Source organism: Ruminococcus sp. Marseille-P328, assembly GCF_964249465.1.
Taxonomy (GTDB): Bacteria; Bacillota; Clostridia; order Lachnospirales; family Lachnospiraceae; genus Blautia_A; species Blautia_A faecis.
Genome location: NZ_CAXUBQ010000008.1, coordinates 65,295 through 81,138 on the forward strand (window position 1 = coordinate 65,295; position 15,844 = coordinate 81,138).

The window sequence follows — 15,844 nt, forward strand, 5'->3', positions numbered from 1 at the left end:
GCTTGTCAACGGTATTGAAAAGAGAAAAACCATCTGGTCATATCTGAATAAGGAGCAGATTGATATGGTGGAAACACTGCAGAAAGTAGAAGTTGTCTTGGATATTCAGTTTTCTGCGGTAAACTGCAAAAATCTTTTGCTACACAGATTGATTTTATTTGCACTTTAGCGTATGATAAATTTGATTATTTGTGTCCTACTTAGAGAGCAATTTAACATGAAAAATTCAAACACTGTGTTCGACAGAGGGAGTTCCTGATGCTAAAAAGTAGGATATTCATGGGGTATTTCTGAAGATGCAGAAAAGAAGATAAATAAACAGATGGAAACGAATGTAGAGCTGAAAAGAAATCTTTCTATATATTTAACAGGCTTATTTGGAAAGTGATTTTCCTCAACAAATCTGATGTAGATGTGAAAATTCTACCTTGCTTATGCAAATACCCCAATTAGTCAGACACAGTCTGACCAATTTGAAACGCTTCCGACTATCAGCACTGGAAGAAAATACGACTGATTTATAAAAATAACAATCATCAATCAATAGATGGAGGAAAACAAATGGCGGGTAAAACAAATGCCAACATTGGCTTTGAAAAACAGTTGTGGGATGCAGCTTGTGTATTGTGGGGGCATATCCCGGCGGCGGAATATAGAAAGGTTATTATTGGATTGATTTTCCTGCGGTACATTTCTGCTGCGTTTGATAAACGGTATCAGGAACTTATAGCAGAAGGTGACGGTTTCGAGGATGACCGTGATGCTTACGAGATGGACAATGTGTTTTTCGTTCCGGAGGAAGCTCGCTGGAGCAACATTGCATCCAAGGCACACACACCGGAAATCGGCACAATCATTGATAATGCAATGAGAGCCATTGAAGCAGAAAACAAAAAGCTGAAAAATGTACTGCCGAAGAATTATGCGAGTCCAGACTTAGATAAGCGAATCTTGGGTGATGTGGTAGATATTTTTACAAATAACATCGACATGAGCGATACGACTGCAAGTGAAGACTTGCTCGGTCGTACTTATGAATACTGTATTGCACAGTTTGCAGAAAAAGAAGGTGTTGGCGGCGGTGAATTTTATACACCGTCCAGCGTGGTAAAAACTCTGGTTTCTATTTTGCGTCCGTTTGATAACTGCCGAGTGTACGATTGCTGCTGCGGTTCCGGCGGTATGTTTGTACAGAGTGAAAAGTTCATTGAAGCACATGGTCATAAGCGTGGAGCAATTTCAGTGTATGGGCAGGAAGCAAACCCGGATACTTGGAAGATGGCGAAAATGAATATGGCAATCCGAGGTATTGATGCTGATCTGGGACCATACAATGCGGATACATTTACAAGTGACTTGCATCCGACACTGAAAGCAGACTTTATTCTCGCTAATCCCCCATTCAATTATCATCCGTGGGGACAGGAAAAACTGAAAGAAGACAAGCGTTGGAAATACGGTCTGCCGCCTGCAGGTAATGCCAACTACGCATGGATTCAACATATGATTCATCACCTTGCTCCGAATGGGAAAATCGGTCTGGTACTGGCGAATGGTGCGTTGTCTACGCAGAGCAGCGGCGAAGGTGAAATCCGAAAGAAAATCATCGAGGATGATCTGATTGAAGGCATTATCGCAATGCCTACCCAGCTTTTTTATAGCGTGACAATTCCTGTTACTCTGTGGTTCATTACAAAAGGTAAGAAACAGCCCGGCAAAACGCTGTTCATTGATGCCCGCAAGATGGGACATATGGTTGACCGTAAACATCGTGATTTTACAGATGAAGATATTCAGAAACTTGCAGATACCTTTGAAGCATTTCAGAATGGCACTTTGGAAGATGTTCAGGGATTCTGCAGGGAGGCAACACTTGTGGACATTGCAAAGCAGGATTATATTTTGACTCCTGGACGATACGTCGGCATTGAAGAACAGGAAGATGACGGAGAACCGTTTGAGGATAAAATGAATCGTCTGACTTCTGAGTTGTCGGAGATGTTCGCAAAATCCCATGAACTGGAGGATGAAATCAGAAAGAAGCTGGGGGCGATTGGGTATGAAATTTGATACAATAAAATTATCTGAACTTGCAGCAATTCAGACAGGACCATTCGGTAGCCAACTACACAAGGAGGATTACGTAGTTCATGGAACGCCTATCGTTACAGTAGAACATCTCGGAAGCAGAAAGTTTACAGAACAAAATCTTCCTTGTGTTTCAGACAAGGATAAAGAAAGGCTAAAAAAATACGTACTGAAAACAGGAGATATTGTTTTCAGCCGCGTAGGATCAGTTGATCGTTGCTCATATGTTAGTGCAGAATATGAAGGATGGATGTTTTCGGGGCGATGCCTTAGAGTACGACCTTGTGAAAAATTGAATCCAGAATATTTGTATTATTTCTTTTTATTGGAAAAAACAAAACAGTTTGTTCGTAATATTGCTACCGGTGCAACGATGCCATCTATTAATACGAAATTTATGGGAGAGATTCCAATAAGAGTCCCATCTCTGGATGCACAGAATAAGATCGCCAGTATTCTATGGATGATAGACGATAAAATTGAGTTAAATAAAAAGATAAACAAGAATTTAGCGACTTAAAGGTTAATGTCTGAGACATCCAATTCGCCAGACATCAACATAGGTAACAATGCATCTCGGATATCAGAAAGTCGTGAGTTTTCTGCTTCAAGCACTTCCTGCTGTTGGAAAATTGGAGTGCAAAAGGCATTGAACTTTTCGATAGTTTCGTTATCAGGAATTACAACAGGGACAGATTTCATACCTGCACCTGATATTTCCTTAAAAGTTGAACCCGAAGCCATCCCCTCGATGGTCGGCAATAAAAATTTCAGAAGATAATACATAAAGGATGTACCAACATTTTCATTTGGAACTACCGATTTGAATCCCTGATTAGTTGTTACTTCATTGGCAGCAATGGCAATGTATCCAATAGGTGCTCTGGAACTAAACAGAACTGTTCCGGTTGGCATTTTGGTTGCACTGCTCTTGTAAAATCCTAATTCTGAAATATCAATTTCACCGTGAGAGATAAATTTTGACTTATTAAGAGATAAATCCTTTGGAGTGATCCATGCTATGCCTTGCTCGGAGTAATATTCTGGCTTTGTTTTGGATGGGGTTCCACCTGCAACAACAGTTCCAAGGTCCGAAAGCATACCATCTTTCCATGTTGGATTAGCATTCTCAACAAATAATGAATGAAAAAGAGCTTCTGCTTGTTGCTCTAAATTCTTGTTTAACCTAAATACTCCTACCAACGGCAGGAGCTAAAGCCAATGGAACTGCCGTTGAGTCGTTCTCTGGAAAATAAATTTGAAGGAGAATGACCTATGAAACAACAGATTATTTCAGAGGTGGTGCAGCAAATGCTGCCACACCTCGACAACGCACAAATGCAGCAGTTGCAAAAAGTGCTTGAAAACACACTGTTTGGCTGTGAAATTACAGCACAGACAGAAAAGAAAGATATGAACGATAACCAAAAACTGATAGACGCTTTTGTTTCGGCAAAACGAATTGAAGGCTGTTCAGAGAAAACGCTGAAATATTACCGCACAACCATTGAAATGATGGTAGCTTCGACAGATAAAGGTATTCGCCATATACAGACGGAGGATTTGCGTTCCTATCTGACGGATTATCAGAGCAAGAACCAGTCCAGCCGTGTGACGATAGATAATATCCGCAGAATTCTGTCCAGTTTTTTCTCTTGGTTGGAGGATGAGGACTATATTTTGAAAAGCCCTGTTCGCCGCATCCATAAGGTGAAAACGGCAACCAACATCAAAGAAACCTACACAGATGAGGACTTGGAAAAAATGCGCGACAACTGCACAGAACTTCGTGATTTGGCAATGATTGATATGCTGGCCTCTACCGGAATGCGTATCGGTGAAATGGTTTTGCTGAATAAAGCGGACATCAATTTTAATGAGCGTGAATGTGTCGTTTTCGGTAAAGGCGATAAGGAACGCATTGTATACTTTGATGCTCGGACGAAGATTCATCTGCAAAACTACATTGATAGCAGAATGGATGATAATCCGGCATTGTTTGTTACTCTGCGTTCTCCGCATGAGAGAATCAAGATCGGCGGCATAGAATCCCGCCTGCGTGAAATGGGAAAACAGCTGGATATTCCCAAAGTTCATCCGCATAAGTTCCGAAGGACGCTTGCAACGATGGCAATTGACAAAGGAATGCCTATTGAGCAGTTACAGAAACTCTTGGGACATAAAAGAATAGATACGACCTTACAGTATGCAATGGTTAAGCAGAGCAATGTTAAGTTGGCTCATAAGAAATATATAGGCTAGAGGAGAAAAGGTATTGTGATTATTGAATTAGAGGAACTTGTTAAGAATGGAGAAATTGAAATAAAAACAGGACCATTTGGCACCCAACTAAAAGCGGCAGAATATGTTGAAAGTGGAACTCCAGTTCTAAATGTGAAAAATTTAGGATATTCAACAGTTGTAACAACAAAAGTAGATTATGTTGGTGAGAAGACACTTGAACGGTTATCTATGCACATACTTAAAGAGGGAGATATTGTATTTGGAAGAAAGGGGGCTGTTGATCGTCATGCCTACATAGGAGCAAATGAAGCGGGATGGATGCAGGGATCAGATTGTATCAGATTAAGAGTAAAAACAAACAAAATCAATCCACGATATTTATCATATTATTTTCTTACGCCTAAGCATAAAGCTTTCATGATAAGCATGTGCTCACATGGAACGACAATGGCATCCTTAAATCAAGGCATTTTGTCGAAAATAGAGATAGACTTGCCAGAACGGTGCATACAAGACCGTATAGTATCAATTATTGCAGTTTTGGATAAAAAAAGAAAAACAAATGAGAAGTTAAACAAGAATTTAGAGCAACAAGCTCAGGCAATTTACAGCCGTATGTTTATTGAGCACCGACAAGAAAGTTGGAGCACAGGGCAGCTGTCTGACCTAATCTCAGTTAAGTATGGAAAAGATCATAAAAAACTGGCTGACGGAAACTATCCAGTATATGGATCAGGCGGAATAATGCGATATGTAGAAAAGCCTCTCTATACTGGCGAATCTGTTCTAATTCCCCGTAAAGGAACTCTCAACAATATCATGTATGTCAATGAAGCGTTCTGGTCGGTAGACACCATGTTCTATACCGAGATGCTGCGTCCTAATATTGCAAAATTTGTGTACCATTTTGTAAAAAGCAAAGATCTGGCTTCACTGAATGCTGGCTCTGCTGTACCGAGCATGACAACCAATATTCTTAACGCAATGCAACTATATATTCCTGACGAAAAAACATTAGAAAAGTTTGAGAATATAGTTTCGCCAATGTATAGTGCAATGCAGGAAAACACAAAAGAATCCAAGATTCTTGCCAATACTCGTGATGCACTTCTGCCAAAACTTATGTCCGGCGAGCTTGATGTCTCTGACATCGATCTTTAAGCCGCTAAATTCTTGTTTACCACGAAAAATGTAACGAAAAAAGGAGTGATTAACCTATGGCTGGCTTTTATACCGAAGCAGACTATGAAAATTCTGTTATAGAGCTATTTCAGAATATGGGGTATCGGCATGTCTATGCTCCTGATTTGGAGCGGGACTTCAAAAGCCCCCTGTATGAAGATAAATTAGACGAAACACTGCATCGTTTGAATCCGGATATGCCGGAGGACGCAATTCACGATGCTTTGTATAAGCTGAGAAATTTTGAAAATGCGGAAATTGTGCAGAAAAACGCTCTTTTTATGGATTACATTCAGCACGGTGTAGAAGTGCGTTATTTTGTCAAGGGTGAGGAACGCTCCGGCTTGGTATATCTTGTTGATTACAAGAATCCGGACAACAACTCCTTTATTGTGGCGAACCAGTGGACATTTATTGAGAACAGCACCAAACGCCCTGACGTACTGCTATTTTTGAATGGTATGCCGGTAGTCCTTGTGGAACTGAAATCTCCCTCTCGTGAGGAAACGGATGCATCCGAAGCATACACACAGATTCGCAACTATATGCATGAGATTCCTTCCATGTTTATTTATAACTGTATCTGTGTTATGAGTGACCTTATGACATCGAAAGCTGGTACAATTACTTCTGGCGAAGATCGCTTCATGGAATGGAAAACGAAGGACGGCGGCTATGAAAATACACAGTATGCTCAGTTCGATACATTTTTTGAGGGTATTTTTGAAAAAGAACGTTTACTGGATATTATCAAGAACTTTATCTGTTTCTCCAATGAAGGAACCAAACAGTTCAAGATATTAGCAGGTTATCACCAGTATTTTGCTGTCAATAAGGCAGTACTTTCCACGAAACACGCAACGGAGACAGACGGCAAGGGTGGTGTATTCTGGCATACACAAGGCAGCGGCAAATCGCTGTCGATGGTGTTTTATGCCCATTGTCTGCAAGATGCTTTGGATAGCCCGACCATCGTAGTTATCACAGATCGCAACGACCTGGATGACCAGCTTTACAGGCAATTTGCCAAGTGCAAGGATTTTCTGCGTCAAGACCCAGTTCATGCCGAAAGCCGGGTGCATTTGAAAGAATTACTGGACGGTAGAAAAGCAAACGGCATTATTTTTACCACGATGCAGAAATTTGAGGAATCCTTTGATTGCCTTTCTGAGCGCAGAAATATTGTGGTTATGGCGGATGAAGCTCATCGTGGGCAGTACGGTTTGAAAGAAAAGGTCGATGTCAAGACAGGTGAAATCAAAATCGGTTCTGCTCGTATTATCCGCAATGCTCTGCCGAATGCAACTTTTATCGGATTTACCGGAACACCGATTTCTATGAAAGACCGCAATACTCGTGAAGTGTTTGGTGACTACATAGATATTTACGACATGACACAGGCAGTTGAAGATGGTGCTACTCGTCCAGTATATTACGAAAGCCGTGTTATCAAGCTGAAACTGGATGAGCAGACTTTGAAGCTCATTGACCAAGAATATGACATTATGGCAAAAAATGCTGATCCAGAGGTTATCGAAAGGAGCAAAAAAGAACTGGGGAAGATGGAAGCCATTCTTGGCAATGAGAAAACTATCAACTCCCTTGTGGACGATATTTTGAATCATTATGAAAATTATCGTGCGAATCTGCTCACAGGTAAGGCAATGATCGTAGCATACTCACGCCCTATTGCCATGAAGATATATGAGCGTATCTTGCAACTTCGTCCCGGATGGACGGATAAGGTTGCTGTTGTTATGACAGGTAGTAACAAAGATCCAGAAGAATGGAATAAAATCATCGGCAATAAACACCATAAGGATGAGCTGGCAAAGGAGTTTAAGGATAATGATAGTCCGCTGAAGATTGCCATTGTCGTGGATATGTGGCTTACAGGATTTGATGTGCCATCTCTTGCAACCATGTATGTGTACAAGCCGATGCAGGGGTATAATCTGATGCAGGCTATTGCCAGAGTAAACCGTGTATTTGGAGATAAGGAAGGCGGTCTGATTGTCGATTATGTTGGCATTGCGTCTGCATTGAAGCAGGCAATGAATGACTACACTACTCGCGATAGGAAGAATTACGGTGATACCGATGTTGCCAAGGTTGCATATCCGAAGTTCCTTGAGAAACTGTCTATCTGTCGGGATTTGTTCCACGGTTATGATTATTCCAAGTTTATGACAGGTACGGATTTGGAACGTTCCAAGGCAATCAGCGGTGCGGTCAACTTTATTGTCGCTGTGAATAAAGAACAGGAACGAGAGGATTTCCTGAAAGAGGCATTGCTGCTCAGGCAAGCATTGTCGCTGTGTTCCTCTCTGGCAGAAAAAGAGCTGCGTGTGGAAGCGGCATTCTTTGAATCCGTTCGTGTGCTTGTTACAAGATTGATGAATCAGGGAGAGGGGAAGAAAATTTCTCTGCCAGAAATGAATGCTCGCATTAACGAGCTTCTGAAAGCCAGTGTTCAGAGCGAAGGCGTCATTAACCTTTTCTCAGATATAAATCAGGAATTTTCGCTCTTTGATCCAAAGTTCCTTGAGGAAATCTCTAAAATGAAGGAGAAAAACCTTGCTGTAGAGCTGTTAAAAAGGCTGATTGCGGAACAGGTGCAGATTTACCGTCATACAAATGTGGTAAAATCGCAGAAATTCAGTGAAATTATACAGCGTGCTATGAATGCGTATCTGAATGGAATGTTGACCAATGAACAGGTTATTGAAGAATTGCTGAATCTGGCAAAACAGATTGCGACAGCTCATAAAGAGGGAGACAAGCTTGGACTGACTGCTGATGAACTGGCATTTTATGATGCGCTGACAAAGCCGGAGGCCATTAAGGATTTCTATGAAAACGAAGAACTGATTGCCATTACAAAGGAACTGGCAGATACACTGCGTAAGAACAGAACAATAGATTGGCAGAAACGGGATTCTGCCAGAGCGAAAATGCGTATGATGATTAAGCGGTTGCTCAAAAAGCATCGCTATCCGCCGGAAGGAATGGATGATGCAGTGCAGACCGTGATGACACAGTGTGAGCTATGGACAGATAATAATGATATGGAGAATTACGCTGAGAATAGCAAGGTGTATACCTATTCTCCGAAAACGGAATTGGGTATGGTTGCTGAAGACACGGCACCGTATGGGAAATAGATGTATAAGTAAGTAAGGGGATGCCTATATTATATTCAAAATCAAAAACATTGTTAAAGAAATATCTTTACTTTATTTAAGGGGTAAGTTATAATAATTCTGCTTAAAAGAATAAATGTGCCAAGTGCTGAAAAATATATAAAATTTATACTATTTTCAGAAGAGGGAATCAGGTGAGAATCCTGAACGATCCGGTCACTGTATTCAGTTATGCCACATTCATATCCATTGCATTTTTATGTGAGAAGGGAATGGGGATTTAAGCTGTAAGCCAGGAAACCTGCTTGGTTCATAGAAAGAAACTTCCGTGTAAAGTGCTGTCTTTCGTATCATGTTTTTTTGTGATGCCCGCTTTTTCATGGAAGCGGACTTTTTTCTTTTAAAAACAAAAAAACAAAAGAAAAAATAAGGAGAAAAAGCATGAAAAACATGAAAACAGCAGCAGGAATGTTATGTCTGGCAGGAATTCTCAGCCTGGGAATGGGAACAACTGTATTTGCGGAGGATGGAGACAGCCATTATCCCGTAACAATCACAACCTACAATTATGAGAACGAACCGGTTGAAATGACTTTTGAGAAAGCTCCGGAGAAAGTATTTGCATATGCAAACTCCAATATCGAAGAGCTTCTGGCACTTGGTCTCGGTGATAAGATCGTAGCTGCTTACGGTCTGGACGGTGATGTGCGTGAGGATTTAAAAGATGAATTTGACAAGATTCAGTATATGGATACCAAGCCATCCAAAGAGGAAGTTGTTGCAATGGAGCCTGATTTTATTGCGGCATGGTATTCTTCTTTCAGTGATGACTGGCTTTCGGATGTAAGCTTCTGGCAGGAGAGAGATGTAAATACATACATGTCCCTGAACAGTGCTGCAAAGGGACCGGCTTCTGAGTTCCCACGTACAATTGAAGACGAATATGAGGATATCCTGAACCTTGGCAAGATCTTTGATTGCGAAGACAAGGCAGAGGAAATCGTTGATCAGATGAAGGGTGAGATTGATAAAGTAAAAGAGCATGTAGAAGGAACAGACCCGTTATCCGTAGCAGTTCTTGAGGATGAGGGAGATTCCTTCCGCGTATATGGAACAGAGACACTTGGCGGAAATATTCCGGAGACACTTGGTGCAGAGCTGAAGCTTGGTGCAGAGAACTCTGAAAACGTTGGTGCAGAGGATCTGATTGCAGCTGATCCGGATGTATTATTCATGATTAATTATGATGGATTTATGACAGCTGATGAGGCAATCGCTGATATTACAGATAACCCTGCATATGCAAGCCTTTCTGCAGTTAAGAACAACAAAGTATTTTCTGTAAATCTGAACGAGGTATACTGCAGCGGTGTCAGAACCTATGATGGAATTATGACATTTGCAAAAGCATTATATCCGGATCTGTACGAATAAAATGAAAAGAAAACCGGATTTTAAAAATGGAATTTTTCATGGAAAGCCGATCTATGTGCTGGCGGTGATATTACTGACTGTGCTTCTGGTGATATCCATTCTGACTGCAGTTACCATTGGTTCTGTAGATCTTTCTGTGAAAGATGTGTATAGTGTAATTTTGTATAAAGTATTTGGAATCGGGGATCCGGAGATTTATGGTGTAGGAGCCATGTCTGATATTGTGTGGTTTATCCGCCTTCCCCGTATTCTTCTTGCAACAGCCGTTGGCATGGGTCTGGCAGTTGCAGGTGTGGTAATGCAGGCCATTGTGAAAAATCCGATCGCAGATCCGTATATTCTTGGTATTTCCTCTGGTGCATCTCTTGGTGCAACAGTGGCAATCTTTCTTGGAGTTGGAGCCGTATTTGGCTCCAACTCTATTGGAATCTGTGCATTTATCGGAGCCTTCCTTATTTCTGTACTGGTACAGATCACTGCAAATATAGGAGGCCGGGCAAATTCGGTCCGACTTCTGCTTGCAGGTACAGCACTTGGAAGTGTGTGCAGTGCATTTTCAAACTTTGTTGTCTATATTGCGGGCGACAGAGATGGAATCCAGACAGTTACTTTCTGGCTGATGGGAAGTCTGGCAGGCGCGAAATGGGAAAATCTGGCTGTGATTATTCCCTGCGTTTTTATAGCAACCCTGTTTTTCTGCACCCAGAGCCGTATTCTCAATATGATGCTGCTTGGAGATGAGGTATCCATCACATTAGGCACTGACCTGCACAGATATCGTCAGGTGTATCTTGTGGTGACAGCATTGCTGATTGGTTTTGTGGTATATTCCGCAGGTATCATTGGATTTGTAGGACTCATTATTCCTCATGTGGTAAGAATGTTCTTTGGAACAGATCATAAGAAAATGCTTCCACTGTCAGCACTTAGCGGTTCCATTTTCCTGATTTGGGCAGATGTTGCTTCCAGGATCATTATTCCAAAGAGCGAAGTTCCCATCGGAATCCTGGTATCCATGATCGGAGCACCTTGCTTTATTTATCTGCTGGTACGCAGATCTTATGGATTCGGAGGTGAGAAATCATGAAACTGACAGCTTCTGATATCCATGTAGAGCTTGGCGGAAATGAGATCCTTAAGGGAATTGACGCAGCCATAAAGGAAAAGGAATTTGTAGGAATCATAGGACCAAACGGAAGTGGAAAAAGTACACTGCTGAAATGTATTTACCGTGTACTTAAGCCTGATACCGGCGTGATCATGCTGGATGGAAAACCGCTGAACGAATATAAGGTAAAGGATTCTGCAAAAGCACTGGCAGTGGTGTCCCAGCACAACTACTATAATTTTGAATTTTCCGTACAGGAAATTGTAATGATGGGAAGGGCTCCTCATAAGAAAACTATGGAACGGGATAATGCCGAGGATTATAAGATCGTGGAAGAGTGTCTGGAAAAAGTGGGAATGCTTCCCTATCGGCACCGTGTTTTTTCCAGTCTGTCTGGCGGTGAGCAGCAGCGAATCATTCTGGCAAGAGCTCTGGCGCAGAAAACGGACTGTCTGATCCTGGATGAGCCTACCAACCATCTTGACATCAAATACCAGCTTCAGCTTCTGGATATTGTAAAAAGTCTCGGGATTACTGTGATCGGTGCTTTGCATGATCTGAATATTGCAGCAGCATATTGCGACCGGATCTATGCCATGAAGAACGGTCGTCTGGTGGCTTGCGGAACTCCGGAAGAAGTCATTACAGAAGATTTTATACATATGTTGTATGAAGTAGATGCAACTGTAAAAAAGGATGAATACGGCATGCTGAATGTTACATACCATCCTTTGCATGTGAAAAAATAAAGGAAAAGTGGAGGAAATCTGAATGAGCGATACAGCAAAAAAAGGGATCCTTGTAGTCAGCTTTGGCACCAGTCACGAGGACACCAGAGTAGTGACCATTGATGCAATTGAAAAAGAAATTGGAGCTGCTTTTACAGATTGTAAAGTTTATCGCGCATGGACAAGCAAGATGATCCTTGCCAGAATTTCAAAGAGAGATCATATTCACTATGACAATGTGACAGAAGCAATGGAGCGTATGAGAACAGATGGAATCACAGAGGTGATCGTCCAGCCTACGCATGTAATGAACGGTGTGGAAAATGACCTTATGAAAAAGGATGTTCTGGCGTGTGCGGATCATTTCCAATCTGTGAAATTCGGAGCTCCTCTGCTTACAACAGAAGAAGACAATGAGTATGTGGTGAAAGCGGTTGCAGATGAGTTCCCTGTAATTAAGGATAAGGAAACGGCACTTGTGCTTATGGGGCATGGAACCGAGCACTACGCAAATGCCGTTTATGCCGCACTGGATTACAGATTCAAGGATATGGGATATGAAAATGTGATCGTAGGAACTGTGGAAGGTTATCCTGAAATTGACCAGGTCCTGAAACAGCTTGGAAAATGCGGGGTAAAAAAAGTGGTAATCGCACCGTTTATGATCGTTGCCGGTGACCATGCGAAAAATGACATGGCAGGAGAGGAAGAAGACTCCTGGAAAAATATCATCAGCAAAGCTGGCTATGAAGTGCAGACAGTTCTGAAAGGACTGGGGGAATATGAAAGTATTCGAAAACTCTTTGTGGAACATGCGAGGGAAGCGGTATGATTAAAATTGGAACACTGACCTGCCTTCATTCCAATAATGTCTGTGCCAGAGTGGGATGCCTGAAGGCCTTTCAGAATCGCAGTGACTTTTTTGATGGATATTCTCCGGACACACTTCTGGGAGCAATGATGACCTGTAATGGATGCAAAAGTGCAAATCCCAAAGAACCGGATGTAGATGAGGGAATTCTGGAAAAAATAGACAGGCTGGTCAGCGAAGAAATTAAGGTGATGCATGTGGGAGCCTGTCGTCTGGACAGGGAGAAAAAAGAGTGCCCAAGAATTGCCAAAATCTGTGAGATGATAGAATCCAGGGGAATCCAGGTGGTAAGAGGAACTCACAGAGAATCCTGAAACAGGATAGAGAAATCGTATAGGGAAAACTTCCAGGCAGATTGTGGAAAATAGTCCGTCTGGAAGCTTTTTTATTGCTGTGTTTTGCCTGGCTTTATTGACAATATACGCAGGAATTAGTAAAATGAGCGGTGGCAGAAAATGATATTTAAGGAGAATTACATAAGATGAGTATTTCTATGATTGGAATAGACCATAGTATGGCTCCCGTAGATATACGAGCCTTGTTTGCATTTACCAGAAAAAATGCAGGGGAGGCTATGGAAAAATTAAAGGAACAGCGGGGAATAGACGGCTGTATTATTCTTTCTACATGCAATCGCCTGGAGATATGGGCAAGTGTGGATGATGAGGCAGAGCTTTCTTTATATAAAGAGCTTTGTAAACTGAAAAATATTAATGATGATCAGTACGAGATATATTTTACAAAGCGTGAAGGCCATGCTGCTGTGGAACATCTGTTTTACCTTGCATCCGGTCTGAAATCCCAGATACTTGGAGAAGATCAGATTCTTACTCAGGTAAAAGATGCACTGGGAATTGCCAGAGAGCATTTTACAACAGATGGAGCCCTTGAAGTGCTTTTCCGAATGGCTGTAACAGCAGGAAAAAAGATTAAAACGGAGGTACCATTTTCTCATGGAAATCCGTCTGTGATCCATCAGGCGATAGAAATGCTTGACAGACAGGGCTATTACGTACAGGATAAGGTCTGCATGGTGATCGGAAATGGGGAAATGGGAAAGGTTGCAGCCCAGGCTCTTATGGAAGCCGGTGCAGATGTGACTGTAACCGTGCGTCAGTATCGCAGCGGAATGGTGAATATTCCATTTGGATGTAAACGAATTAATTATGGCGAAAGAATGGACTATCTGCCTAAGTGTGATCTTGTAGTCAGTGCTACGGCAAGTCCGAATTTTACTTTGCGTGAGGAACTGTTTGAAAATCTGGAACTGGAAAAAAGTATTGTTCTCATTGATCTGGCAGTTCCAAGGGATATTGAACCGGAGGTTGGAAAATTCGAAGGGATAACCTTGTTTGATATGGATAGCTTCCGCATGGAAGAAACTCCGGCTGAGCTTCAGGAAAATCTTGAGGCGGCAGGACTGATCGTGAGAGATCAGATGGATGAATTTTTTAAATGGTTAGATGGTAAGGAACTGATACCAAGAATTCAGGAAATCAAAGAGAATGCAGTGAATGACTTTAACCTGCGGATCATGAAGCCATTGAAAAACACACAGATGGATGAGCAGGAAAAAGAGAAGTTGATAAATGCAGTGGATACTGCAATGGGGAAGGTTATAAATAAAATGCTGTTTGCATTGAGAGACAGTGTGAATGAGAAAGCATTTCTGGAATGTGTAGCAGGACTGGAGAAAACATATGAAAAATAAGCGCTATTTCCCACTGTATGTGGATCTATCGGATAAGAACATTGTGGTAGTGGGTGGGGGAACCATTGCCACAAGAAGAGTGAAAGCATTATTATTATTTACCAGGAATATTACAGTAATTGCGCCGAAGATGACAGCAGATCTCTGGGAACTGGGCAAGCTGGGAAAAATTCAGATCCAGCCCCGTCCTGTGAAAAAATCGGATTTCTCTATGGCTTATATGGTGCTGGCTGTTACGAATAACAGTGAGCTAAATGAGGAAATTTACCGTACCTGTAAAGAAGAGGGAATTTATGTAAATGTTGCAAGTGATAAGAATTTGTGCGATTTTTACTTTCCCGGAATTTGTCTGAAGGATGATATTGTAGTGGGAATCACGGCCAGCGGTGTCAATCACAAAAAGGCTAAGGCAGTAAGAGAAAAAATGCAGGCACTTCTGGAAGAACTGGAAAAAGATGAGGATAGTTATGAATAAAAAAGTTGTGATCGGAAGCAGGGAAAGCAAGCTTGCCGTACTGCAAAGCCAGATGGTGAAGGATTATATTGTATGCAGGCATCCGCAAATGGATGTGGAAATCCTGACCATGAAGACTACAGGAGACAAAATACTGGACCGTACTCTGGATAAGATTGGAGGAAAAGGCCTTTTTGTAAAGGAACTGGATCGGGCGCTTTTAGAGGGCAGAAGTCAGCTTTCTGTTCATAGCCTGAAGGATATGCCTATGGAAGTCCCGGAAAAGCTCCCCATACTTGCTTTTTCAAAAAGGGAAGACGTAAGAGATGTGCTGGTTCTCCCAAAAGGCTGTGATGTTCTGGATCCTTTGAAGCCTATCGGTTGTTCCAGCCTTCGCAGAAAGCTGCAGCTGAAAGAAATTTACCCGGATATGCAGGTGAAAAGTATTCGTGGAAATCTTCAGACCAGACTGGAAAAGCTGGATAGTGGAGAATATTCTGCGTTAGTTCTTGCAGCCGCCGGTTTGAAACGTCTGGGGCTTGAAAACAGGATCAGCAGGTATTTTGATACAGAAGAAATGATTCCGGCAGCGGGACAGGGAATTCTTGCAGTTCAGGGAATTGATGGTCTGGATTATGAGTTTCTGAAAGGGTATGATGATTTGCAGGCCCATCAGGCTGCAACAGCAGAGAGAGCCTTTGTAAAATATTTAAATGGCGGATGTACCTCTCCGGTAGCTGCCTATGGAGAAATCAAAGATGGTCAGTTGAAACTTACCGGTCTTTACTATGAAGAAAAGACTGGACATTATCTGAAAGGATATAAAACAGGAAATCCTTCAGATGCAGAAAAACTGGGAACTTCTCTTGCAAAAGAACTGC

13 protein-coding genes, 1 pseudogene and 1 riboswitch are annotated in these 15,844 nt (G+C 41.8%); of the genes and pseudogenes, 13 read left to right on the forward strand and 1 reads right to left on the reverse strand.

Annotated elements, in window-relative coordinates; genetic code table 11:
• Positions 1-561: 561 nt before the first annotated feature.
• Together ACESTK_RS07590 and ACESTK_RS07595 are read left to right on the forward strand one after the other, a co-directional pair.
• On the forward strand, positions 562-2,070 hold the full coding sequence (locus tag ACESTK_RS07590; protein ID WP_148462856.1) for a class I SAM-dependent DNA methyltransferase: 1,509 nt from the start codon (positions 562-564) through the stop codon (positions 2,068-2,070).
• A complete protein-coding gene (locus ACESTK_RS07595; protein WP_178090684.1) occupies positions 2,060-2,608 on the forward strand; it encodes a restriction endonuclease subunit S in 549 nt (182 codons plus the stop codon). The genes ACESTK_RS07590 and ACESTK_RS07595 overlap by 11 nt, the downstream gene beginning before the upstream one ends.
• Here the strand turns inward: ACESTK_RS07595 and ACESTK_RS07600 are convergent.
• Positions 2,605-3,291: a restriction endonuclease subunit S gene (locus tag ACESTK_RS07600; protein WP_148462854.1), complete on the reverse strand. Its 687-nt coding sequence runs from the start codon at positions 3,289-3,291 to the stop codon at positions 2,605-2,607. The genes ACESTK_RS07595 and ACESTK_RS07600 overlap by 4 nt on opposite strands.
• A 72-nt stretch (positions 3,292-3,363) precedes the next feature.
• Here ACESTK_RS07600 and xerA point away from each other — a divergent pair, with 72 nt between their 5' ends.
• The 11 genes and pseudogenes from xerA to hemC all read left to right on the forward strand — a co-directional run.
• Positions 3,364-4,350, forward strand: a complete 987-nt coding sequence (gene xerA / locus ACESTK_RS07605) for a site-specific tyrosine recombinase/integron integrase (RefSeq protein WP_148462853.1) — start codon at positions 3,364-3,366, stop codon at positions 4,348-4,350.
• Positions 4,351-4,365: 15 nt separating this feature from the next.
• Positions 4,366-5,493 (forward strand): restriction endonuclease subunit S, encoded by a 1,128-nt coding sequence (locus ACESTK_RS07610; protein WP_272067038.1) that lies wholly within the window; start codon positions 4,366-4,368, stop codon positions 5,491-5,493.
• A 56-nt stretch (positions 5,494-5,549) separates the two neighbouring features.
• Complete coding sequence (locus tag ACESTK_RS07615) at positions 5,550-8,678, forward strand: type I restriction endonuclease subunit R (protein WP_173716565.1); 3,129 nt, start codon at positions 5,550-5,552, stop codon at positions 8,676-8,678.
• 105 nt (positions 8,679-8,783) lie between these two features.
• Positions 8,784-8,981, forward strand: a riboswitch (cobalamin riboswitch).
• A gap of 117 nt (positions 8,982-9,098) precedes the next feature.
• Positions 9,099-10,091 carry an ABC transporter substrate-binding protein gene (locus ACESTK_RS07620; protein WP_204452285.1) on the forward strand — a complete coding sequence of 331 codons (993 nt, stop codon included), beginning with the start codon at positions 9,099-9,101 and terminating at the stop codon, positions 10,089-10,091.
• Position 10,092: 1 nt separating this feature from the next.
• Positions 10,093-11,178 carry an iron ABC transporter permease gene (locus ACESTK_RS07625; protein WP_204452283.1) on the forward strand — a complete coding sequence of 362 codons (1,086 nt, stop codon included), beginning with the start codon at positions 10,093-10,095 and terminating at the stop codon, positions 11,176-11,178.
• The gene (locus ACESTK_RS07630) at positions 11,175-11,948 is read left to right on the forward strand and encodes an ABC transporter ATP-binding protein (RefSeq protein WP_118579961.1); all 774 of its coding nucleotides are present in this window, start codon (positions 11,175-11,177) and stop codon (positions 11,946-11,948) included. The genes ACESTK_RS07625 and ACESTK_RS07630 overlap by 4 nt, the downstream gene beginning before the upstream one ends.
• Positions 11,949-11,970: 22 nt before the next feature.
• Positions 11,971-12,759 (forward strand): sirohydrochlorin cobaltochelatase, encoded by a 789-nt coding sequence (locus ACESTK_RS07635; RefSeq protein WP_148462849.1) that lies wholly within the window; start codon positions 11,971-11,973, stop codon positions 12,757-12,759.
• Complete coding sequence (locus ACESTK_RS07640; RefSeq protein WP_270431473.1) at positions 12,756-13,112, forward strand: CGGC domain-containing protein; 357 nt, start codon at positions 12,756-12,758, stop codon at positions 13,110-13,112. Before ACESTK_RS07635 ends, ACESTK_RS07640 begins: the two co-directional genes overlap by 4 nt.
• A 167-nt stretch (positions 13,113-13,279) precedes the next feature.
• Positions 13,280-14,509 (forward strand): glutamyl-tRNA reductase, encoded by a 1,230-nt coding sequence (gene hemA, locus ACESTK_RS07645; RefSeq protein WP_270431475.1) that lies wholly within the window; start codon positions 13,280-13,282, stop codon positions 14,507-14,509.
• Positions 14,499-14,984: a bifunctional precorrin-2 dehydrogenase/sirohydrochlorin ferrochelatase gene (locus ACESTK_RS07650; RefSeq protein ID WP_118579973.1), complete on the forward strand. Its 486-nt coding sequence runs from the start codon at positions 14,499-14,501 to the stop codon at positions 14,982-14,984. The genes hemA and ACESTK_RS07650 overlap by 11 nt, the downstream gene beginning before the upstream one ends.
• Positions 14,977-15,843: pseudogene (gene hemC / locus ACESTK_RS07655) on the forward strand (hydroxymethylbilane synthase); the annotation flags it as partial. The gene ACESTK_RS07650 and the pseudogene hemC, both read left to right, overlap by 8 nt.
• Between the last annotated feature and the right edge of the window lies 1 nt (position 15,844).